The sequence below is a fragment of the Pararhodobacter marinus genome (assembly GCF_003122215.1).
GTDB lineage: Bacteria > Pseudomonadota > Alphaproteobacteria > Rhodobacterales > Rhodobacteraceae > Pararhodobacter > Pararhodobacter marinus.
Window position 1 is genome coordinate 111908 of record NZ_QEYD01000011.1, and the last position, 20769, is coordinate 132676.

Consider the following 20769-nt stretch of genomic DNA (forward strand, 5'->3'; position numbering starts at 1 on the left):
GGGGGAAACGCCAAGAATACAACGAAGGGACGCAAAACAATGTGGGATTACGTCAAGCTGATCGTGCTTGCCGCCGTCGCGGTTCTTGCCGCGATCGCCGCCTCGCACGCGCGTGACATCGCCTACCTCGTCCACATGATGATCTTCATGGGAGCGGCGGTCATCGCTTTCCTGTGGCAGATCCGTCACATGGAAGAGGCGGTTCACAACCAAAACGAATACATGGACGGCGTCGTGCGCTACGGCGTCATCGCCACCGCCTTCTGGGGCGTCGTGGGCTTTCTGGTGGGGGTCGTCATCGCCTTCCAGCTGGCCTTTCCCGATCTCAACTTCGCCGCGCTTCAGGGCTACGGCAATTTCGGCCGCCTGCGCCCGCTGCACACCTCGGCGGTGATCTTCGCCTTTGGCGGTAACGCGCTGATCGCGACCGCCTTCTACGTCGTTCAGCGCACCACCGCCGCGCGACTGTTCGGCGGCGGTCTGGCGTGGTTCGTGTTCTGGGGCTACCAGATCTTCATCCTGATGGCCGCGACCGGCTACGTTCTGGGCTCGACCCAGGGCCAGGAATATGCCGAGCCCGAATGGCTGACCGACCTGTGGCTGACCGTGGTCTGGGTGGCCTTCCTGCTGGTCTATCTGGGCACGCTGATCAAGCGCCGCGAGCCGCATATCTACGTCGCCAACTGGTTCTACCTGTCCTTCATCGTCACCATCGCGATGCTGCACCTCGTCAACAACCTGCAGATCCCGGTGTCGCTGTTCGGCTCGGATTCGGTGCCGGTCTGGTCGGGCGTGCAATCGGCCATGGTGCAATGGTGGTACGGCCACAACGCCGTGGGCTTTTTCCTGACCGCGGGCTTCCTGGGCATGATGTATTACTTCATCCCCAAACAGGCCGAGCGGCCGGTCTACAGCTACAAGCTGTCGATCATCCACTTCTGGGCGCTGATCTTCCTGTATATCTGGGCCGGTCCGCACCACCTGCACTACACCGCGCTGCCCGACTGGGCGCAGACGCTGGGCATGACCTTCTCGATCATGCTGTGGATGCCGTCGTGGGGTGGCATGATCAACGGCCTGATGACGCTCTCGGGCGCCTGGGACAAGCTGCGCACCGACCCGGTGATCCGGATGATGGTCGTGGCCGTGGGCTTCTATGGCATGGCGACCTTCGAAGGCCCGATGATGTCGATCCGCGCCGTCAACTCGCTGTCGCACTACACGGACTGGACCATCGGTCACGTGCATTCGGGGGCGCTGGGCTGGAACGGCATGATCACCTTCGGCGCGCTCTACTACCTTGTGCCGAAACTGTGGAAGCGTGAGCGGCTGTATTCGCTGTCGCTGGTGAGCTGGCACTTCTGGCTCGCGACCATCGGCATCGTGCTCTACGCCGCGTCGATGTGGGTGACCGGCATCATGGAAGGTCTGATGTGGCGTCAGGTCGACGCGCAGGGCTTCCTTGTGAACTCGTTCGCCGACACCGTGGGTGCCAAATTCCCGATGTATGTGGTCCGTGGCCTCGGCGGGACGATGTTCCTCGTGGGTGCGCTCATCATGTGCTACAACCTGTGGATGACCGTGCGGAAGGTGGGCGAAGCGAAGCCTGCTGCCACCGCTGCGGTTGCCGCTGAATAAGCGGAGGGTGAAACGATGGGTATTCTCGATCACCACAAGAAAATCGAAACGCATGCCACCCTGTTGCTGGTCCTCAGCTTCCTGGTGGTGACGATCGGCGGTCTGGTACAGATCGTGCCGCTCTTCTATCTCGAAAACACCATCGAGGAAGTCGAGGGCATGCGTCCGTACTCGCCGCTGGAACTGGCGGGGCGCGAAATCTACGTCCGCGAAGGGTGCTACGTCTGTCACAGCCAGATGGTCCGCCCGATGCGCGACGAAGTCGAGCGTTACGGCCATTACTCGCTGGCGGCGGAATCGATGTACGATCACCCGTTCCAGTGGGGCTCGAAGCGCACGGGGCCCGATCTTGCGCGCCTCGGCGGCCGCTATTCGGATGAATGGCACGTCGCGCACCTGATCAATCCGCGCGACGTGGTGCCGGAATCGGTGATGCCGCCCTATGCCTACCTGCTCGATCGTCCGATCACGGGTGAATACATCCAGGATCTGATGAGCACCTATCGGATGGTCGGGGTTCCGTACACCGACGAGATGATCGAGGCCGCGCCCGAGGATTTCGCGGTTCAGGTGGATCCGTTCGGCGATACCGACGGGCTGCTCGAGCGCTATCACTCGGCACAGGTGCGCAACTTCGATGGCCAGGAAGAACTGACCGAAATGGACGCGCTGATCGCCTATATGCAGATGATCGGCACGCTCGTGGACTTCAGCACCTTCGAAGCCGAAGCCAGCCGGTAAGGGGATAAGCCATGGAAACCTATACGCTTCTGCGCAGCTTTGCAGATAGCTGGTACCTGCTGTTCATGACCGCCTTCTTCGTCGGCATCATCGCCTGGGCCTGGCGCCCCGGCAGCCGCAAGGTGCAGGACGAAGTCGCGAACAGCATCTTTCGCAACGACGACAGACCGGCCGGGGACGGGGCGCAAGCCCCCTCCAATGGCCTGAGCCAGGGGGCACGCTGATGGCCGCACCTAACAAGAAGCACGATCGCCCGACCACGGGTCACTCCTGGGACGGGATCGAGGAATTCGACAACCCGATGCCGCGCTGGTGGCTGTGGACCTTTTACGCGACGATCATCTGGGCCGTCGTGTACTGGATCCTGTTCCCCGCCTGGCCGCTGATCAACGGCGCCACCGCCGGGGTGCTGGGCTATTCCTCGCGGCAGGATGTCGAGGCCGAGATGGTCGCCGTCGACGAGGCCAATGCAGGTTGGTACCAGCGTCTGCTCGATACCGATCTCAACGCCATCGCCGAGGATCCCGAACTGCAGCGCTTCGCGGTGAATGCCGGCGCGGCGATCTTCCGGGCTCAGTGCTCGCAATGCCACGGCGCGGGGGCCGACGGGCTGCGTCCCGGCTCGGGCTTCCCCAACCTGCTCGATGACGAGTGGATGTGGGGCGGCACGACCGAGGACATCGTCCAGACCGTCACCTACGGTATCCGCAACGAGGATTTCCCCGATGCGCGCTATTCGCAGATGCCCTCGTTCGGGGCGGACGGAATCCTGAGCGACGAAGAGATCACGCAGGTCGTCAACCACGTCCTGAACATCTCGGGGCAGGCGCATGATGCCGCGCTGGCCGAAGCGGGCGCCGAGGTCTTCGATCTCAACTGCTCGTCTTGCCACGGTGTCGACGGCGAAGGCGACCAAATGCAGGGGGCGCCCGCGCTCAACAACGCGATCTGGCTCTATGGCGGCTCGGAAGCCGACATCACGGCTTCGGTGCAGGTCGCTCATTTCGGCGTGATGCCCGGCTTTGCCGATCGCCTGAGCGACGCGCAGATCCGCGCGGTGGCCAGCTACGTCCACCAGCTGGGCGGCGGCCAGTAAAACCCAGAGATCCGGGCCCTTCCGGGGGCCCGGAGGCTGCACCGGGACCGATCCTGTTCGCGCGTTTCCCGGCGCCGGTGCAGCCGTTTCCTGCGCAAGGGCGCACCCGGTCGTCCCGCCGGTGTGCGCCTTTGCCACATTTAATCCGAGGCCCGAATCCGGGTTTTTGATTCAGGTCAAGGCTGCGCACCAGCCCCCATGCGATTGAGCCCTCAAGCCACACGAGTCCGGTCACGTCCGGCCCGTCAGGCCAGACAATCAGGAGCAATTCCGTGAGTACCGCCGAAGAGCCAGAAACCCTGTATGCCGCCCGCGAGCCGGTCTTTCCCCGCCGTGTGAAAGGCAATTTCCGCACGCTGAAATGGTGGCTCATGGGTCTCATGCTGGGGATCTACTATATCACGCCGTGGATCCGCTGGGACCGCGGGCCGAACCTGCCCGATCAGGCCGTGCTGGTCGACCTGGCCAATCGCCGGTTCTTCTTCTTCATGGTCGAGATCTGGCCGCATGAATTCTATTTCGTTGCGGGCCTGTTGATCATGGCGGGGATCGGGCTGTTCCTGTTCACCTCGGCGCTGGGCCGGGTCTGGTGCGGCTATGCCTGCCCGCAGACCGTCTGGACCGATCTTTACATCCTTGTCGAGCGCTGGGTCGAAGGTGATCGCAACGCCCGCCTGCGCCTGCATCGTCAGAAATGGGGGGCCGAGAAGCTCCGCAAGTATTCCACCAAATGGGCGCTCTGGCTGCTCATCGGGCTGGCCACCGGCGGCGCCTGGGTGTTCTATTTCACCGATGCGCCGACGCTTCTGGTCGATCTGTTCACCCTGAACGCCCACCCGGTCGCCTATGGCACCGTGGCCTTCCTGACCGCGACGACCTTCCTGTTCGGCGGCTTCTTCCGCGAGCAGGTCTGCATCTATGGCTGCCCCTGGCCGCGGATTCAGGCGGCGATGATGGACGAGGACACGATCACCATCTCGTACCGCGAATGGCGTGGCGAGCCACGGGGCAAGCAGCGCAAGGGCGAACCCGAGGGCGCGCATGGCGACTGCATCGACTGCATGGCCTGCGTCAATGTCTGCCCGATGGGGATCGACATCCGCGACGGCCAGCAGCTGGCCTGCATCACCTGCGGCCTGTGCATCGACGCCTGCAACGACGTGATGGACCGGATCGGCAAGCCGCGCGGCCTGATCGGCTATCTGGCCCTGTCCGACGAGGTCCGCGAACGCGCCGGGAACGAGCCGAAATCGGTCTGGAAACACGTCTTCCGCCCGCGCACCATCGTCTACACCGTGCTCTGGGCCGGGATCGGGGTGGGGCTGCTGGTCGCGCTGTTCCTGCGCACCGATATCGACATGTCGATCTCGCCCATCCGCAACCCCACCTATGTCACGCTGTCCGATGGCTCGATCCGCAACACCTATGACATCCGGCTTCGCAACATGTACGCGGAACCCCGCCAGTTCTACCTGACCGTCGCCGACAACCCGTCGATCACCTTGACGATGGAGGGCGTGCAGGGCCAACTGGTCACCGTGGGCGCGGATGAGCAACTGATCCAGCGCGTGTATCTGGTGGCCTCGCCCGGCACCGCCGCCGCGACCACCGCCGCCACGCCAGTGCGCATCTGGGTGTCCGTCACCGGCGATACCGACCGGATCTACGGCGAAACCGTCTTCAACGGGAGGGCGCAATGACCGCTCAGTCCAAACCGCGCGAACTGACCGGCCGCAAGGTGCTGGCGATCACGGTCGGCGCCTTCGCGGTGATCATCGGCGTCAATCTGGTGATGGCCTATTACGCCGTCGGCACCTTCCCCGGGCTGGTCGTGCGCAATTCCTATGTCGCAAGCCAGGGCTTCAACGAACGGCTGGCCGCGCAGCAGGCACTGGGCTGGACGACCGAGGCCACGCTGATCGACGGGCATCTGGCGATCCGCATCACCACCGAGGACGGGCGCCCCGCGCCCGTCGCCACGATCAGCGCGGTGCTGGGCCGGCCCACGACCACGCGGGAAGATGTCACGCCCGATCTGCGCTATGATGGCGGTGCCTTCGTCGCCGATGTCGACGCCGATCACGGCAACTGGGATCTGAGGATCTCGGCCGAGGCGGGCGACGGGACCGAGTACGCGTATCTCGTCAACATCGTCCATCAACGCTGAAACCCGCACAGGCCGGGATCGAGACGCCATGAGCGACACCGTCACCAACCCCGAAACCGACGACCGCTATGCCAGCGGCTACGCGCCCTCGATCTCGGCCTGCCCGGCCTGCATCGCCACCCCCTCGGCGGTCGAGCGCGCGCAGGCTGCGGCGGCGGCGCAGGATGCGCGGATCATGCTGTCCGTGCCCGACGCGCATTGCGCGCTGTGCATCCAGACGGTCGAGGGCGACCTGGAAAAGATGCCGGGCGTCAAATCCGCGCGGCTGAACCTGACGCTGCGCCGTGTTTCGGTCGAGGCCGAGCCGGGCATCTCTGCCGCCACCATTGCCGAGCGGCTTACGAAAATCGGCTACCCGGCCTATGAACTCGATCCCGGTCAGCTGTCGATGACCGAGACCGACAAACAGGGGCGCGACCTTCTGATGCGGCTGGGCGTCGCCGGGTTCAGCATGATGAACATCATGCTGCTGTCCGTCGCCGTCTGGTCGGGCGCTACCGACGCCACGCGCGACCTGTTCCACATGCTCAGCGCGCTGATCGCCGTGCCGACCGTCGCCTTCTCGGCCCAGCCGTTCTTCCGCAAGGCCTGGGCGGGCGTGCGCAACGGGCGGCTCGACATGGATTTTCCGATCTCGCTGGCCATCGTGCTGGCGACCGGAATGTCGCTTTATGAAACCTTCAACAGTGGCCACCACGCCTATTTTGACGCGGCGGTGATGCTGACCTTCTTCCTGCTGGCCGGGCGATACCTGGACTTCCGCACCCGCGCCGTCGCGCGTTCGGCAGCGCAGGAACTCGCCGCGCTGGAAGTGCCCCGGGCCATCCGCCTGACCGATGGCACCGAGGAAACCGTGGCCGCCAAGGACCTGACCCCCGGCGATCTGGTGCTGGTGCGCCCCGGTGGGCGGATCCCGGTCGACGGCGTGGTCACGGCGGGCACGTCGGAACTCGACCGCTCGCTCCTGACGGGCGAGACATTGCCGGTCTTTGCCGGGCCCGATCTGGTCGTCACGGCGGGCGCGGTCAACCTGACCGGACCGCTGACCCTGCGCGTCACCGCGGCAGGCAAGGACAGCTCGCTGCACCGCATGGCCGACCTGGTCGCCGTGGCCGAGAACGCGCGCAACAAATACACCACGCTCGCCGAACGCGCCGCGCGGATGTATTCGCCCTCGGTCCACCTGCTGGCCTTTGCGGCTTTCCTCGCCTGGATGTGGATAACCGGCGGGGATGTCCGTCATGCGCTCAACATCGCTGCCGCCACGCTCATCATCACCTGCCCCTGCGCGCTGGGCCTTGCCGTGCCCGCCGTCGTCACCGCCGCATCCGGTAGGCTGTTCCGGAAGGGGCTGCTGATCAAGGACGGCTCGGCGCTGGAACGGCTGGCCGAAATCGACACCGTGGTCTTCGACAAGACCGGCACGCTGACCATGGGCGCGCCCGAACCCGTCTCTCTCGACCACCTGAGCCGCGAAGAGCTGGAAATTGCCGCCGCGCTGGGCGCCGCCTCGTCCCATCCGCTGGCGCAGTCGCTGGCGCAGGCGGCGCGCACGCGCGGCGTGATCCCCGCGACGCTATCCGAGGTGGCCGAGGTTCCGGGCCACGGCGTGCAGGCCCAGTGGAACGGGCGGCGCGTCCGGCTGGGACGCGCGAACTGGACGGGGGCCGAGGCGCTTGACGTGACCGGCACCTACCTGTCCGTCGAGGGACGCGAGGCGCAGGCCGTGGCCTTTGCCGACCGCCTCCGCGACGGTGCGCAGGAGGCTATCGACGCCTTCCGCGCGCAGGGCAAAAGCGTGCGGCTGATCTCGGGCGATGTGCCCGGCGCGGTGCGGGACCTGGCGGAGCGGCTGGGCATCGAGGATTGGCAGGCCGAGGCGCTGCCCGAAGACAAGGCCGCCGCCATCGACGCGCTGCAGGCCCAGGGCCACCGCGTGCTGATGGTGGGCGACGGGCTCAACGATACCGTGGCGCTGAGCGCCGCGCATGCGTCGATCTCGCCCGCCTCGGCTCTGGATGCGGCGCGCGTGGCCTCGGATATCGTGCTGCTGGGCGCCTCGCTGGCGCCGCTGCCCGAAGCGCAGCGCGTGGCGAAACGCGCGGTGCAGCGCATCCGCGAGAATTTTGCCATCTCGTTCGGCTACAACGTCATCGCCGTGCCGATCGCGTTGGTCGGGCTGGCCTCGCCGCTCATTGCCGCGCTGGCGATGTCGGTCTCGTCGATTACCGTGGCTCTGAATGCGCTGCGGCTGAAATAAGGAAGATCCATGGATATCCTTGCGGTGCTGATCCCCGTTTCGCTGTTTCTGGGCCTCGGCGGGCTGCTCGCCTTCTGGTGGACGCTGAAACGCGGGCAGTATGATGACCCCGAAGGCGACAGCCAGCGCATCCTGCGGGGCGATTACGACGATCACCCGAAGCCCTGATCTTCGCCCGAAGCCCCGGATTAGGACGCGCGCGGCCTTGACCTTTGGCTTTTGCGAACCCTTATTAGCCCCAACGCAACGCTAACAAGAGGTACTGCGATGTCCTTCACCCTTCCCGATCTCCCCTATGCCCACGACGCGCTGGCCGCTCTCGGCATGTCGAAGGAGACGCTCGAGTACCACCACGACATTCACCACAAGGCCTATGTCGACAACGGCAACAAGCTGATTGCCGGCACCGAGTGGGAAGGCAAGTCGGTGGAAGAAATCGTCAAGGGCACCTACCAGGCGAATGCCGTGGCGCAGAACGGCATCTTCAACAATGCCTCGCAGCACTGGAACCACACCCAGTTCTGGGAAATGATGGGCCCGGGCGAAGCCGGCATGCCGGGTGAGCTGGAAAAAGCGATCACCGAAAGCTTCGGCTCAGTCGACAAGTTCAAGGAAGACTTCTCTGCCGCCGGTGCCGGTCAGTTCGGTTCGGGCTGGGCGTGGCTGGTCAAGGACAAGGACGGCTCGCTGAAAGTCACCAAGACCGAGAACGGCGTGAACCCGCTCTGCTTCGGCCAGACCGCGCTTCTGGGCTGCGACGTGTGGGAGCATTCGTATTACATCGACTTCCGCAACAAGCGCCCGGCCTATCTGTCGAACTTCCTCGACAAGCTGGTGAACTGGGAAAACGTGGCCTCGCGCCTGTAATCCCGTCTGGATTTGCCGGTCCTTCGGGGCCGGCCCTGAAACCCCGTGCCGCAAGGCGCGGGGTTTTTGCGTTGCTGCGCCCTTCCGCCGAGACCCGTCCCCGGTGCAACCGCCGGCGGAACCCCGGGGTGTTCCGCGCGTTTTCCTGTCAGCATGAAAGGAGGCTCACCATGGCTGAACGACTGCGCTCGCAGGACGGTACGCGCGACACCGACGCCATCCTCAACGACGACGAAGGCACCGGCCCCGCCGGTCAGCAAGGCAGCGCGGGGGGCAACCTTCAGCGCAAGATCGGCACGCGGGACGAAAAGAAGCGGGTCGACGAGACCTCGGCCGGGGCAACCCGTCCGCTGGGCGGCGACCAGGACGATAGCGGCGACAAGGAGAAGATGTGATGACCGAACTCACGCAGGGCACCTGGGTTCTGGTCGCCGACGGGCAGAAGGCGCTTTTCCTGCGCAACGAGATGGATGCGCAGGATCCGATGCTGGAAGTGATCCGGATCGAGGAGCAGGATAACCCCGCCGACCGCGAACAGGCGACGGACAAGCCCGGGCGGATGAACGACACCGGCGTTCAGCAGCGCTCGGCTCTGGCCGAGACGGATTTCCACAAGCTGGCGAAAGAGCAATTCGCCGACGAGCTGGCCGAGATCCTGTACAAGCAGGCGCACAAGGGTCGGTTCGAGCGCCTGGTGATCGTCGCACCGCCGGTGGTGCTGGGCGAGCTGCGCGCCAAGCTGCACAAGGAAGTCGCCGCGCGCGTTGTGGCCGAGCTGGACAAGACGCTGACCAACCATCCGATCGACAAGATCGAGGCGATCGTGAAGGGCGAGCTGGAAAGCGCGTGATCCAAGATCTGACTTAAGGTCGGCCGCCCCGGATGCCTTTCCGGGGCGGTTTTTCTTTGGTGGTCTTCAGGTCAGGTCAGGTCAGGTCAGGGCAGGGCGCGTCGCGGGGGGCATCGAGCCCCCCGCGACGCGGGCGCGACGGAGCGCGCGGCTGCGCCTGTGGCGGTGTCATGGCTCTTGGGGCGGCCATTGCAGATCGGCCCAGACCAGCGCGTGGACGCTGCCGGGCACCCGCGTCAGCCCGCCGTCGCGGACCCTGAGCCCGGACGCGGGCAGCAGGTAATCGACTCGCAGCGCGCCGGGCCCCTCCGGCTCGGGCCAGAGCGCGGTGGCGGCGCTGTCGGGTCCGCCGGGATCGAAGGGTGCGCGCGGGGCGGGGTCCTGCAGCGCGGGATGTGCCAGAAGGGCGCGGATGACCGCGCGTTCGCCATCGCCCGCCCCGGGGTCGAGATTGGCGTTGCCCATCAGCACGAAAGGGCCGGTCGGGGGCGCGGTGGACAGGCGCCAAAGCCAGAACGCCGTCTCATCGGCATTGCGCGCGCGGTTGCGCCCGTATGGGCCGCCGAAGACGGGGGGGCCGGCGTGCCACGCCCAGATCGTCAGGGGCGTTTCGGGCGTCTCGAGCGTTACCTCCCAATGGCCGGTGGTTGACAGGCGCTGGATCTCGTAGATCTCGGGCGCGGGGAAAAGCCGGCCGTCGACGCGCGGGGTGCGGGCGTCGGGCAGGTCGCGCCACAGAAAGGCCGAGTGGTCGGTCGTCCCGGCGACGGGATAGCGCGAGAGCAACGCCATGCCGCCCGCGCCGCGGAACCGGCCCCAGCCCTGCGCATCGTCGCCTTCGCCCAACCGTCCGTCGCCGTCGAGGTCGCGCCCGGTGGCAAGCCCGGTATTGGGCGGCGGGGCATGGGCATGGGGCAGCGGCCAGCCCGCCTGCGCGATGGCGTCGCGCAGGGCGGACAGGCTGCGCAGGTCGCGGTCATGGTCGATATCGAGGAGCAGAAGAACGTCGGGACGAAGCTGCGCGATGGCGGAGGTGACGGCGACGACATCCTCGGCCCCGCGCCGGATGTCGCGCAGCAAGAGACCCGGCCCGTTACGGCCGAGGCCGGTGTGATAGACGGCGAGCCGTAATGTCTGCGCGGCGAGGGGAGAGGCAAGCAAAGCGACCAGCAGAAAGGCGGTCGCGATCCGTATCAAGGCTGACACAATGTCAGAAGCCGTCAGAAGGCGATTGTCGTGCGGCACGCTCCATCCGGCGGCGCGGTGTCCATTTGGTGCCGTCAGGCGGCGGCGAAGGCGCTGCCTTCGCTGTCGGCGTAACGGCGGCGGCTGGCGCGGATCATCCGCGCCACGCGGGCCATCGCGACCCCGCGCATGACCAGACAGGCCGGGATATAGGCCCACAGCACGATCCCCCACACATATCCCATGGGGGACAGCAGCGTGACCGGCTGGATCAGGATCCCGGATGCAAGGATGGCCCCCGGCAGCAAGAATGGCAGCACAAGCCCTAACACGATGTTAATGCGGGCATGGCGCTGCAGGCGCAGGACGACATCGTTGCCGGCGGTCGGGTCGAAGGTGGGCAGGTTGATCCAGACGTTGAACGGCCCCGTTCCCATCGGCCAGGCATTGAGCCGGATGGCGGTGACAAAGCCCAGAACCGTGGTCGCGGCCAGAACAAGCGCCAGCGCGGCGCCGTCGCGGACCAGGATGCCGTGCTCGGGCGGGACGCTGTCGGGCAGGGCGGCGGTGAGCAGGCTCACGGGGCTGAGCCCGAAATCGAGGATCTGCCCGCAAAGCCGCGCCGCGCTGGCCGTCAGGGCGCCCAGCATGCCCGGTTCGACCCCGTTGCGCTGCAGCAGCGACAGCAGGATCGCCATCACCGCCACCAGCGCGAAACGCGTCCGGTTGAACGGCGCGGCGAAGCGGAATTCGATCAGGCCGGGATAATCCGAGGCATATTCGGCAAAGACGATCCCGCCCGCGAAGATCGCCAGCAGGATCAGGCTCTGGGCGGTTTCGGGCGCGGTCGAGGGGATGGCCATCGCCGGGAAGATCGCGAGCATGCCGACCAGCAGGGCACGCGTCAGCGCACCCGGCATGTTCGATTTGCGTTTGCCGTCACCCATGCTCGATCCCCTTGCCGGCCGGTGATTGCCGGTGGAGTTTTTGCGGCGCCCGATGCGGGCGACCGCCTGCCTCAATTTTGCCACAATTGTGCCCATTTTCGTTGGACCCCGCAAGACTCAGCAGAAGCGTGATCCATCAAGGCGATAATTCCGAGGCGGAAATGTCGCAGGTTTGCAGCAACTTGAGGGCAAAAAAAAGGCGCCCTGTGGCGGGCGCCCTAACAACTTGAGATTGTAGGGAAATTACAGCCAAGGGAACTGCGTTTTGGCGCGCGATTCGTAGGCGTCGATTGCAGACACTTTTTCCAAACTGAGACCAATGTCGTCCAGACCGTTCATCAGGCAGTGTTTCCTGAACGGATCGACCTCGAACGAGAAGGTCTTGCCATCGGATGCGGTCACGGTCTGTTCTTCCAGGTCGACGGTCAGCCTTGCATTGGCACCTTTGGTCGCGTCCTCCATCAGGTAGGTCACGGCCTCGGCCGGCAGCACCACGGGCAGGATGCCGTTCTTGAAGCAGTTGTTGAAGAAGATATCGGCAAAGCTGGTCGAGATGACGCATTTGATGCCGAAATCCTTCAGCGCCCAGGGAGCGTGTTCGCGCGACGAGCCGCAGCCGAAATTGTCGCCCGCGACGAGGATCTCGGCCTCGCGGTAAGCGGGCTGGTTCAGCACGAAATCGGGGATCTCGTTGCCGTTGCGGTCGTAGCGCATCTCGTCGAACAGGTTCACGCCCAGCCCCGACCGCTTGATGGTCTTCAGGAATTGCTTGGGGATGATCATGTCGGTGTCGATATTGACCAGCGGCATGGGCGCCGCGATGCCGGTCAGCTTGGTGAATTTTTCCATCGTTGGTCTCCAGAAGACGGGCAGGGCCGTCTCAGATTACAAAGCGCGGGCCGGGGGCGGCCCGCAGGAAGACAGGTCAGGGGCGGCGGCTGGCCAGTCCCAGCGCGATCAGGCCCACGCCGTCGACCAGAAGCTGGATGCCCAGAAGCAGCCCCAGAAGGGCGGTGGCGGCGGCGGCGATGTTGCCGACGACCAGGAAGCCGATCAGCACCGAGGCCGCGCCCGACAGAAGCAGGACCCAGAACAGCGGCGTTTCCCGCAGCCGCCAGGCCATGCCCAGCCGGATCGCGCCGGTGATCAGGAAAACGATTCCCACCAGCAGCGTCAGCGACACCACGCCGGCCAGCGGATCGGCAACCAGCGCGACCCCGGCCAACAGGCCCAGAAGCCCGACAAAGCCGGTCCAGACCCGGTGCGGAACGCTGGTATCGAACACCGCGACCCAGAGTTGCAACACGCCGGCCAGCAGGAAGAACGCCCCCACAAGCGTGGTCACCGCGATCGAGGCGGCGAAGGGATTGGCAAGGGCAAGGCCCCCGCCAACCATCAGGACGATCCCCAGCAGGATCAGCAGCGTGCCGGGTTTCATCACGCCATCTCGCCCATCATTTCGCGCACATCGGTCAGATGCCCGGTGACGGCGGCCGCGGCGGCCATGGCCGGGCTCATCAGATGGGTGCGGCCCTTGAAGCCCTGGCGCCCCTCGAAATTGCGGTTCGAGGTCGAGGCGCAGCGCTCTTCGGGCGCCAGCTGGTCGGGGTTCATGGCCAGACACATCGAACAGCCTGCCATGCGCCATTCGGCGCCCGCGGCGATGAAGATGTCGGCCAGACCCTCTTCCTCGGCCTGCGCGCGCACCAGGCCCGAGCCCGGCACCACCATGCAGCGCACCCCCTCGGCGATCTTGCGGCCCTCCAGCACCGCCGCGGCGGCGCGCAGATCCTCGATCCGGCCATTGGTGCACGAGCCGATGAACACCGCGTCGATCTTCACATCGGTCAGCTTCATGCCCGGGGTCAGGCCCATATAGTCGAGCGAGCGCTGCGCCGCGCCGACCTTGCCGCCGGTGAAATCGCTGGCCGCGGGGACATTGGCCGAGATCGGCAGCACGTCCTCGGGCGAGGTGCCCCAGGTGACGACCGGCTCGATCTCTTCGCCTTTCAGCGTGACGACCTTGTCGAAATGCGCGCCTTCATCGGTGAACAGCGTCTTCCAGTAGGACAGCGCGGCCTCGAACGCGGCGCCTTTCGGGGCGTGGGGGCGGCCCTTCACATACTCGAAGGTCTTCTCGTCGGGCGCGATCAGACCGGCGCGCGCGCCGCCTTCGATCGCCATGTTGCAGACCGTCATGCGGCCTTCCATCGACAGATCGCGGATCGCTTCGCCGCAATATTCGATGACATAGCCGGTGCCGCCCGCCGTGCCGGTCGCGCCGATCACCGCGAGGGTGATGTCCTTGGCGGTCACGCCCGGCTTCAGCTTGCCGGTGATCTCGACCTTCATGTTCTTCGATTTCTTCTGGATCAGCGTCTGCGTGGCCAGCACATGCTCGACCTCCGAGGTGCCGATACCATGCGCCAGCGCACCGAAGGCGCCATGGGTCGCGGTGTGGCTGTCACCGCAGACCACGGTCATGCCCGGCAGGGTCCAGCCCTGTTCGGGGCCGACGATATGGACGATGCCCTGACGGACATCGGTCACCGGGTAATAGTGGATGCCGAAATCCTTGGCGTTCTTGTCCAGCGCGGCCACCTGGATGCGGCTGTCCTCGGGCATCTGGTCGGGATTTTCCCGGCCCAGCGTCGTGGGGACGTTATGGTCCGGCACGGCGATGGTCTTTTCGGGTGCGCGGACCTTGCGGCTGGCCATACGCAGGCCCTCGAAGGCCTGCGGGCTGGTCACTTCGTGGACCAGGTGGCGGTCGATATACAGCAGGCAGGTGCCGTCGTCGGCTTCATCGACGACATGGGCATCCCAGATCTTGTCATACAGCGTTTTGGGAGCGGTCATGGCTCATCTCTCGGATTTGGCTGGAAACAGGGGGGCGCACACAGGCACCCGGGGCAGGTGACAGGAATGTCAGCCGCGAAGTCGCGCGAGGACCGACCGGTTTTCCCGGCAGAAACGCTGCGGCAGGCGCGCGTGATCGGTCATGTCGAAGAAGCGAGTCATGGCCGCTTACATAAGCGCGAATGCCCGCTCAGGCAACAGAATAGGAGGGCGGCGGGGCAGGGGGGGACAAGGAAGGCCAGCGAAGGCAAGGTACGGCTCAGACGCCCGCGGGCTGGATCAGGTCCCAGCGATTGCCCCAGGGGTCGCGGAATACGGCGACGATGCCATAGGGCTCGTGGCGCGGCGCTTCCTCGAAAGTGCCGCCGGCGGCCTCGATCCGCGCGGCATCGCCGGTGAAATCGGCACTGGTCAGGAAGAACCCGACCCGCCCCCCGGCCTGGTTCCCGATCGCCGCGCGCTGGTCGCCCACCGCCCGCGCGATCAGCAGGTCCGAGCCGCCGCCGGGCGGGCGCATGACCACCCAGCGCTTGCCGTTGCCGTGATCCTCATCCTGCACCAGCGCGAAACCGAGGGCGCGGAAGAAGGCGATGGCGGGGTCGTATTCCCCGACCAGAAAGGCAGTCTGACTAAGGCGCATGGATGAAGCGTAACACGGCGCGCCCGCAGACCCAACGCTGTAGGGTGCGTGCTGTGCACGCACCGCTCCTTGGGACCCAACCCCTTCATAAGCGTGGACTTTGCGGCGCCGCCGCCTAAACTCGTTCCATGGACGGCGAACTCGCATCCTGGCTTTCAAGCCTGCACGCCAGCGCCGGCGATTTCGTCGATGCGCTGGCGGCGTTCGGACGCACCATGCTGCTGCCCTCGCGGCTGCAGCAGATCGCGCTGGCGCTGGTACTGGCGGCGCTGGCATGGCTCGCCGCGCGTCCGCTCGGGGCGCGGATGGAAGACTGGATGCGCGGGCTCGAAGGGCGGCCGAAATGGCAGTTGCGCGCCTTTATCATCCTGCGCCGTCGCCTGCCGCTTATCCTGTTCGTGGGGATGATCTGGCTTGCGGCGGGGCTGTTCGCGGCGCTCTATAGCTTCCCCTCGCGGCGCTACGTGCTGGTGCTGGTTGCGACGATCGCCAGCGCGTGGCTGGCGATCCGGCTGGCCGCGCAGCTGATTCGCAACCGGCTGTTGCGCAATGTCGTCGTCTGGGGCCTGTCGCTCTGGGCGACGCTCTATTACCTGGGCCTGCTCGACGAGACCTCGGACGCTCTCGACGCCATTGCCGTGACGTTCGGCGATTTCCGGCTGTCGGCGCTGGCGGTGATCAAGGCGCTGGCGCTGACGGCGGCTTTGTTCATGGCCGCACGCACGCTCACCATCGCCAGTTCGCGGCGCATCCGCACGGTCAGGGACATCTCGCCCTCGGTGCAGGAATTGCTGGTCAAGCTTCTGCGCATCGGCCTTTACGGCGCGGCTTTCTTCATCGGGCTGAAAGCCGTGGGCTTCGACCTGACGGGGCTCGCCGTCCTGTCGGGCGCGATCGGCGTGGGGCTCGGTTTCGGGTTGCAGAAGGTGGTGTCGAACCTCGTGTCTGGCGTAATCATCCTGCTCGACAAATCGGTCAAGCCGGGCGACGTGATCAGCCTTGGCGACACGTTCGGCTGGATCGAGGAACTGGGCGCGCGCTATGTCTCGGTCGTCACCCGCGACGGCAAGGAATACCTGATTCCCAACGAGGATCTGATCACCGGGCAGGTGGTGAACTGGTCGCATACCAACAATTTCGTCCGGCTGGATATCTTCTTCGGCACCGCCTATGGCGACGACCCGCATCTGGTGCGCAAGGTCGCGGTCGAGGCGGCGAAATCCGTCGACCGCGTGCTCAGCCACCGCCCGCCGGTCTGCCATATCACCGGCTTCGGCGACAGCTCGGTCGATTACATCCTGCGCTTCTGGATCACCGATCCGACCGGCGGGCTGACCAATATCCGAGGCAATGTCTATCTGGCGTTGTGGGACGCGTTCAAGGCGCATGGCATCTCGATTCCCTTCCCCCAGCGCGAAGTGCGCGTGCTCAATGACAGCCTCGCCATCGACACGGGCGGCGCCCCGGGCTCGGACGCGGTGCCTGACCGCCCCTCGGGGGCCGATTTCGACCCCTCTCAGGTTTCCGGACCCACCTCGTCAAAGGGTCTCGGCAAAGGGGCGCCATGACCGCGCGCGGGCTGCGAACGCTCCATTGAGATTTCCCGCGCGAAGGATTACATTGGGGGTGTCAGACCACGCAGGAGGACAGATCTCTGTCTTACATCGACCCGGCCGCCATGGCGGCCCCCGCTTCCGAACCTCAGGCGCCCGATTTCTCGGCCGACGACGTTCTGGCACTGGTCCTGCAATCGCTCGATGACGACAAGGCCGAGGATGTCGTGCAGATCGACCTGCGCGGCCGCTCGTCCGTTGCCGATCACATGGTGATCTGTTCGGGCCGGTCCTCGCGTCAGGTGGCCGCAATCGCCGAAAAGCTGCTGCAGCGCCTCAAGGACGCCTATCGCATCACCGCCCGGTCCGAGGGCAAGGAAACCGGCGACTGGGTCCTGATCGACACGGGCGACGTCGTCGTGCATGTCTTCCGCCCGGAAGTGCGCGATTTCTATCAGCTTGAACGCATGTGGCAGGTTTCGCCGGCCAAGCCGTAAGACCCGCCGGCAGACCCAGCCGCAAGATCGGTGCTGCGGCACCGGGCGAACCGACGGAGCCGCGCCATGCGCCTGCATATCTGCGCCATGGGCCGCCTGCGCGGCGGCCCGGAACGCAGCCTGATCGACGATTACCTCAAACGCCTCGACCGCACCGGGCGTCCGCTGGGCCTGGGTCCGACCACCGAGCACCAGCTCGATGACCGCAAGGGCGGCGGGATGGAGGCCGAGGCCGCGCTTCTGGACAAGGCCTGTCCGGCGGGTGCCGTGCGCGTCATGCTGGATGAACGCGGCGCGGTGATGTCCTCGCCCGATTTCGCCCGCAAGCTGGAACGCTGGCGCGATACCGGCGCGCAGGACGTGGCGTTCTTCATCGGCGGCGCCGACGGGCTGGCCCCGGGCCTGCGCGATACGGGCGATGCCGCGGTGTCGTTCGGGGCCATGGTCTGGCCCCATGCGCTGGTGCGGGTGATGCTGGCCGAACAGCTTTACCGCGCGGCGACGATCCTTGCGGGCTCGCCCTATCACCGGGTGTGACATCGCCCGGCGGGGCCTCGCAGTGGCGGCGTCGATGAGTATTTGCGGCAGAATGAAAGCGCAGGGCGTGCGTTACTCGGCGCGGGTCCCGGGCGGCGGGTCGAGCAGCACGGCGCGCGAATGCGAGGCGTATTCGCGCGACCAGATCAGCCAGATGACGAAGGCGGTCGAGGCGAGCAGCGTCCAGGGACCGAACAGCCAGGCCAGCGAGGCGAGCGCGAAATAGGTCGCGCGCAGGCCCCGGTTGAAGTTGAAGGCGGCACGAATATTGATCTCGGCGGCCTGGCGCGCGCGCGGATAGGCGAGCGGGTCTTCGGGGTCGTTGGGCACCGTCGACATCATGATCGAGGCATAGCCGAACAGCCGGTTCGACCACAGGAATTTCAGGAAGCCGTGCGACAGGAACAGGGCCGCCAGCAGGAGCCGCATCTCGAAGGCGCGCTCGCTGGGCGCGTCGAGCACGAGGTCCTGCGCCACGCCGCGCAGCGGGTCGGGATTGCCGATCAGCGCGAGCAGCCCGCCCAGAGCCAGAAGCGTGGTCGAGGCCAGCCAGTTGGTGCTTTGGCGCAGGCTGGAAATCACCGAGGCATCGTAGATCCGGGGTTGGCGCGTGACGAAATGCACCAGCCATTCGCGCCGGTAATCGGCCATCAGGATCGTTACCGAGGGCGTTTTCGCATCCGCTTTCTCGATCCGCCAGCCCAGCAGGTACCAGCCCAATGCCATCACCCCGAGCGCGAGGGCGTCGAAGGGCGAGAGCAGCGAGGCGAGCGTGTCGAGCGTCATGGGGATGGTCTGGGTCGAGGGCGGGGCGCTGTCAAGACGCCCGGTCAAGATGCTGGACTTCGCCCGCAATTGGTATAGTTTTCTTACCAAAGTGGCCCAAGGAGAGTGCCATGCAGATGCCAGCCCCCAGCGCCGACATTCTTGCCCGGCGTGCCCGCATCACCCGTCGCCTGCGCGAGGTGCTGCCCGGCGACGCGGTGATCGACGATCCGGTCGAGACGCGCGCCTATGAATGTGACGGACTGACCGCCTATCGCTGCCCGCCGCTGGCCGCCGTGCTGCCCTCGACCACCGAGGAGGTGGCGGCGGTTCTGCGGGTCTGCCACGAAGAGCGCGTGCCGGTCGTGCCGCGCGGCGCGGGTACCAGCCTGGCGGGCGGCGCGCTGCCCACCGCCGACAGCGTCATCCTGGGCGTGGCGCGGCTGACGCAGGTGCTGGAAACCGATTACGACAATCGCTTCATCCGCGTGCAGACCGGGCGCACCAACCTGTCGGTGACGGGTGCGGTCGAGGCCGACGGGTTCTTCTATGCGCCCGACCCTTCGTCGCAGCTGGCCTGCGCGATTGCCGGGAATATCGGCATGAATTCGGGCGGTGCGCATTGCCTGAAATACGGCGTGACCACCAACAACCTGCTCGGCGTCACGCTGGTTCAGATGGACGGTACGGTGCTGGAACTGGGCGGCGCGCATATGGATGCGGGGGGCTATGACCTCTTGGGGCTGATCTGCGGCTCGGAGGGGCAGCTGGGCGTCGTGACCGAGGCCACGCTCAGGATCCTGCCCAAGCCCGAAGGCGCGCGGCCCGCGCTGATCGGGTTCGGCTCGAACGAAGTGGCGGGCGCCTGCGTGTCCGACATCATCAAGGCGGGGATCCTGCCCGTCGCGATCGAGTTCATGGACCGGCCCTGCATCATCGCCACCGAGAATTTCGCCAAGGCCGGCTATCCCGATTGCGAGGCGCTGCTGATCGTCGAGGTCGAAGGGTCCGAGGCCGAGATCGACGGGCAGCTGGGACTCATCCGCCAGATCGCCGCGCGCCACGATCCCGTCGAATTCCGCGAAAGCCAGTCCGAGGACGAATCGCGCAAGATCTGGCTGGGCCGCAAATCGGCCTTCGGGGCGATGGGCGTGATGGGCGATTACATCTGTCTCGACGGCACGATCCCGGTCAGCGAACTGCCCTTCGTTCTGCGCCGCATCGGCGAACTGTCCGCGCAGTTCGGCCTGAAGGTCGCCAATGTCTTCCATGCGGGCGACGGCAACATGCATCCGCTGATCCTGTTCGATGCCAACAAGCCCGGCGATCTGGAAACCTGCGAGGCGATGGGTGCCGAGATCCTGAAGCTCTGCGTCGAGGTGGGCGGCTGCCTGACCGGCGAACACGGCGTCGGGATCGAGAAGCGCGACCTGATGAACGTGCAATTCGCGCCCGGGGACCTGGAAGCGCAGATGCGCGTGAAGGACGTGTTCGACCCCGGATGGCTGCTCAACCCCGCCAAGGTCTTTCCGCTCGAGGCCAGCGAAAGCCGCCGGGCGGGCTGATCCCGTGCCGATGTTATCCGATAACCGGGACATGATCTTGCCTGACCAGAGCCCCTGCCTGCATCCCGTTGCCCTGACCTCTGGCGCCGATCTCGGTCGCGCCGGACGGATCCGTCGCAACCAAGGATACAGCCATGCTCAGCCGCACTTCCAAAGCCGCCCTGGCCGCCGGTCTTCTGGCGGCGCTGACGCTCTCGGGGCCGGGCCTGGGTCTCGACGCGGTCCCGGCCGCGCAGGGTGCCGCGCCGCACTTTCAGCCGGGCATCGTCCCGGGCCTGCCGTTTCTGCGTCCCGAAACCGTCGCGGGACATCCCTCGCAGACGCACAGCCGGCAGCGCCGGGCGCGTCCCGCCATGGAATGCATGGTCGGCGGCTCGCCCGCCGATCTCCCCGAGGACATCATGATGACCGCGACGATGCGCATCCCGCAGGGCGCGGTCGCCAATTGGTCGATCGCGAACAGCCCGTTTCGTGGCACCGCCGTCCTGCCCGAAATGCGCGCGGGGCAATCGGTCTTCGTGCCGCATGTCCTGCCGGGCGGCCTGCCCGCCGGGATCCCCTGCACCGCGCAGGTGATCTGGTACTGACACGACGCCCGCGCG

Annotated in this window: 23 protein-coding genes; 16 read left to right on the forward strand and 7 right to left on the reverse strand. The window is 66.1% G+C overall.

What is annotated here, in order from left to right; genetic code table 11:
- Positions 1 to 39 precede the first annotated feature (39 nt).
- From ccoN to C4N9_RS17275, 11 genes are all read left to right on the forward strand, one after another.
- Complete coding sequence (gene ccoN, locus C4N9_RS17225; RefSeq protein ID WP_109534590.1) at positions 40 to 1638, forward strand: cytochrome-c oxidase, cbb3-type subunit I; 1599 nt, start codon at positions 40 to 42, stop codon at positions 1636 to 1638.
- A 15-nt stretch (positions 1639 to 1653) separates the two neighbouring features.
- Entirely contained in the window at positions 1654 to 2379 is a 726-nt protein-coding gene (gene ccoO, locus C4N9_RS17230) for a cytochrome-c oxidase, cbb3-type subunit II (protein ID WP_109534591.1), read from the forward strand.
- Between the two features lie 11 nt (positions 2380 to 2390).
- On the forward strand, positions 2391 to 2603 hold the full coding sequence (locus tag C4N9_RS17235) for a cbb3-type cytochrome oxidase subunit 3 (RefSeq protein ID WP_109534592.1): 213 nt from the start codon (positions 2391 to 2393) through the stop codon (positions 2601 to 2603).
- A complete protein-coding gene (gene ccoP / locus C4N9_RS17240; RefSeq protein WP_109534593.1) occupies positions 2603 to 3475 on the forward strand; it encodes a cytochrome-c oxidase, cbb3-type subunit III in 873 nt (290 codons plus the stop codon). Before C4N9_RS17235 ends, ccoP begins: the two co-directional genes overlap by 1 nt.
- Positions 3476 to 3747: 272 nt before the next feature.
- Entirely contained in the window at positions 3748 to 5175 is a 1428-nt protein-coding gene (gene ccoG / locus C4N9_RS17245; protein WP_245902600.1) for a cytochrome c oxidase accessory protein CcoG, read from the forward strand.
- Positions 5172 to 5642, forward strand: a complete 471-nt coding sequence (locus tag C4N9_RS17250) for a FixH family protein (protein ID WP_109534595.1) — start codon at positions 5172 to 5174, stop codon at positions 5640 to 5642. The genes ccoG and C4N9_RS17250 overlap by 4 nt, the downstream gene beginning before the upstream one ends.
- A gap of 28 nt (positions 5643 to 5670) precedes the next feature.
- Complete coding sequence (locus tag C4N9_RS17255; RefSeq protein ID WP_109534596.1) at positions 5671 to 7902, forward strand: cation-translocating P-type ATPase; 2232 nt, start codon at positions 5671 to 5673, stop codon at positions 7900 to 7902.
- A gap of 9 nt (positions 7903 to 7911) precedes the next feature.
- Entirely contained in the window at positions 7912 to 8070 is a 159-nt protein-coding gene (gene ccoS, locus C4N9_RS17260; RefSeq protein ID WP_109534597.1) for a cbb3-type cytochrome oxidase assembly protein CcoS, read from the forward strand.
- Between the two features lie 99 nt (positions 8071 to 8169).
- Positions 8170 to 8769, forward strand: coding sequence for a superoxide dismutase (locus C4N9_RS17265; protein ID WP_109534598.1), 600 nt, complete (start codon positions 8170 to 8172; stop codon positions 8767 to 8769).
- Between the two features lie 170 nt (positions 8770 to 8939).
- Positions 8940 to 9164, forward strand: coding sequence for a hypothetical protein (locus tag C4N9_RS17270; protein WP_109534599.1), 225 nt, complete (start codon positions 8940 to 8942; stop codon positions 9162 to 9164).
- On the forward strand, positions 9164 to 9619 hold the full coding sequence (locus tag C4N9_RS17275; protein WP_109534600.1) for a host attachment family protein: 456 nt from the start codon (positions 9164 to 9166) through the stop codon (positions 9617 to 9619). The genes C4N9_RS17270 and C4N9_RS17275 overlap by 1 nt, the downstream gene beginning before the upstream one ends.
- Before the next feature lie 168 nt (positions 9620 to 9787).
- On the opposite strand, the gene C4N9_RS17280 is transcribed toward C4N9_RS17275, so the two are convergent.
- From C4N9_RS17280 to C4N9_RS17305, 6 genes are all read right to left on the reverse strand, one after another.
- Positions 9788 to 10816: an endonuclease/exonuclease/phosphatase family protein gene (locus C4N9_RS17280; RefSeq protein WP_245902601.1), complete on the reverse strand. Its 1029-nt coding sequence runs from the start codon at positions 10814 to 10816 to the stop codon at positions 9788 to 9790.
- 83 nt (positions 10817 to 10899) lie between these two features.
- Positions 10900 to 11751 carry a hypothetical protein gene (locus C4N9_RS17285; protein WP_109534601.1) on the reverse strand — a complete coding sequence of 284 codons (852 nt, stop codon included), beginning with the start codon at positions 11749 to 11751 and terminating at the stop codon, positions 10900 to 10902.
- 243 nt (positions 11752 to 11994) lie between these two features.
- A complete protein-coding gene (leuD, locus tag C4N9_RS17290; RefSeq protein ID WP_109534602.1) occupies positions 11995 to 12600 on the reverse strand; it encodes a 3-isopropylmalate dehydratase small subunit in 606 nt (201 codons plus the stop codon).
- Between the two features lie 76 nt (positions 12601 to 12676).
- On the reverse strand, positions 12677 to 13189 hold the full coding sequence (locus C4N9_RS17295; protein ID WP_109534603.1) for an HdeD family acid-resistance protein: 513 nt from the start codon (positions 13187 to 13189) through the stop codon (positions 12677 to 12679).
- Complete coding sequence (gene leuC / locus C4N9_RS17300; RefSeq protein ID WP_109534604.1) at positions 13189 to 14610, reverse strand: 3-isopropylmalate dehydratase large subunit; 1422 nt, start codon at positions 14608 to 14610, stop codon at positions 13189 to 13191. Before leuC ends, C4N9_RS17295 begins: the two co-directional genes overlap by 1 nt.
- Positions 14611 to 14869: 259 nt before the next feature.
- Positions 14870 to 15250 carry a VOC family protein gene (locus tag C4N9_RS17305; RefSeq protein WP_109534605.1) on the reverse strand — a complete coding sequence of 127 codons (381 nt, stop codon included), beginning with the start codon at positions 15248 to 15250 and terminating at the stop codon, positions 14870 to 14872.
- Positions 15251 to 15378: 128 nt separating this feature from the next.
- Here C4N9_RS17305 and C4N9_RS17310 point away from each other — a divergent pair, with 128 nt between their 5' ends.
- From C4N9_RS17310 to rlmH, 3 genes are all read left to right on the forward strand, one after another.
- Complete coding sequence (locus tag C4N9_RS17310) at positions 15379 to 16818, forward strand: mechanosensitive ion channel family protein (RefSeq protein WP_109534606.1); 1440 nt, start codon at positions 15379 to 15381, stop codon at positions 16816 to 16818.
- A gap of 110 nt (positions 16819 to 16928) precedes the next feature.
- Positions 16929 to 17300, forward strand: coding sequence for a ribosome silencing factor (gene rsfS, locus C4N9_RS17315; protein ID WP_109534607.1), 372 nt, complete (start codon positions 16929 to 16931; stop codon positions 17298 to 17300).
- Between the two features lie 66 nt (positions 17301 to 17366).
- Entirely contained in the window at positions 17367 to 17837 is a 471-nt protein-coding gene (gene rlmH / locus C4N9_RS17320) for a 23S rRNA (pseudouridine(1915)-N(3))-methyltransferase RlmH (RefSeq protein ID WP_109534608.1), read from the forward strand.
- Between the two features lie 72 nt (positions 17838 to 17909).
- Here rlmH and C4N9_RS17325 read toward each other — a convergent pair whose 3' ends face one another.
- On the reverse strand, positions 17910 to 18671 hold the full coding sequence (locus tag C4N9_RS17325) for a DUF599 domain-containing protein (protein WP_342748827.1): 762 nt from the start codon (positions 18669 to 18671) through the stop codon (positions 17910 to 17912).
- 62 nt (positions 18672 to 18733) lie between these two features.
- On the opposite strand from C4N9_RS17325, the gene C4N9_RS17330 reads away from it, so the two are divergent.
- Complete coding sequence (locus C4N9_RS17330) at positions 18734 to 20167, forward strand: FAD-linked oxidase C-terminal domain-containing protein (RefSeq protein WP_109534610.1); 1434 nt, start codon at positions 18734 to 18736, stop codon at positions 20165 to 20167.
- A gap of 134 nt (positions 20168 to 20301) precedes the next feature.
- The gene (locus C4N9_RS17335; RefSeq protein ID WP_109534611.1) at positions 20302 to 20754 is read left to right on the forward strand and encodes a hypothetical protein; all 453 of its coding nucleotides are present in this window, start codon (positions 20302 to 20304) and stop codon (positions 20752 to 20754) included.
- The last annotated feature ends 15 nt before the right edge of the window (positions 20755 to 20769 follow it).

Bases quoted from the DNA above. Each gene is read 5' to 3' on its own strand.
- ccoN (WP_109534590.1), top strand. From the start codon at position 40: ATGTGGGATTACGTCAAGCTGATCGTGCTTGCCGCCGTCGCGGTTCTT.
- ccoO (WP_109534591.1), top strand. From the start codon at position 1,654: ATGGGTATTCTCGATCACCACAAGAAAATCGAAACGCATGCCACCCTG.
- C4N9_RS17235 (WP_109534592.1), top strand. From the start codon at position 2,391: ATGGAAACCTATACGCTTCTGCGCAGCTTTGCAGATAGCTGGTACCTG.
- ccoP (WP_109534593.1), top strand. From the start codon at position 2,603: ATGGCCGCACCTAACAAGAAGCACGATCGCCCGACCACGGGTCACTCC.
- C4N9_RS17250 (WP_109534595.1), top strand. From the start codon at position 5,172: ATGACCGCTCAGTCCAAACCGCGCGAACTGACCGGCCGCAAGGTGCTG.
- C4N9_RS17255 (WP_109534596.1), top strand. From the start codon at position 5,671: ATGAGCGACACCGTCACCAACCCCGAAACCGACGACCGCTATGCCAGC.
- ccoS (WP_109534597.1), top strand. From the start codon at position 7,912: ATGGATATCCTTGCGGTGCTGATCCCCGTTTCGCTGTTTCTGGGCCTC.
- C4N9_RS17265 (WP_109534598.1), top strand. From the start codon at position 8,170: ATGTCCTTCACCCTTCCCGATCTCCCCTATGCCCACGACGCGCTGGCC.
- C4N9_RS17270 (WP_109534599.1), top strand. From the start codon at position 8,940: ATGGCTGAACGACTGCGCTCGCAGGACGGTACGCGCGACACCGACGCC.
- C4N9_RS17275 (WP_109534600.1), top strand. From the start codon at position 9,164: ATGACCGAACTCACGCAGGGCACCTGGGTTCTGGTCGCCGACGGGCAG.
- C4N9_RS17285 (WP_109534601.1), bottom strand. From the start codon at position 11,751: ATGGGTGACGGCAAACGCAAATCGAACATGCCGGGTGCGCTGACGCGT.
- leuD (WP_109534602.1), bottom strand. From the start codon at position 12,600: ATGGAAAAATTCACCAAGCTGACCGGCATCGCGGCGCCCATGCCGCTG.
- C4N9_RS17295 (WP_109534603.1), bottom strand. From the start codon at position 13,189: ATGAAACCCGGCACGCTGCTGATCCTGCTGGGGATCGTCCTGATGGTT.
- leuC (WP_109534604.1), bottom strand. From the start codon at position 14,610: ATGACCGCTCCCAAAACGCTGTATGACAAGATCTGGGATGCCCATGTC.
- C4N9_RS17305 (WP_109534605.1), bottom strand. From the start codon at position 15,250: ATGCGCCTTAGTCAGACTGCCTTTCTGGTCGGGGAATACGACCCCGCC.
- C4N9_RS17310 (WP_109534606.1), top strand. From the start codon at position 15,379: ATGGACGGCGAACTCGCATCCTGGCTTTCAAGCCTGCACGCCAGCGCC.
- rsfS (WP_109534607.1), top strand. From the start codon at position 16,929: ATGGCGGCCCCCGCTTCCGAACCTCAGGCGCCCGATTTCTCGGCCGAC.
- rlmH (WP_109534608.1), top strand. From the start codon at position 17,367: ATGCGCCTGCATATCTGCGCCATGGGCCGCCTGCGCGGCGGCCCGGAA.
- C4N9_RS17330 (WP_109534610.1), top strand. From the start codon at position 18,734: ATGCAGATGCCAGCCCCCAGCGCCGACATTCTTGCCCGGCGTGCCCGC.
- C4N9_RS17335 (WP_109534611.1), top strand. From the start codon at position 20,302: ATGCTCAGCCGCACTTCCAAAGCCGCCCTGGCCGCCGGTCTTCTGGCG.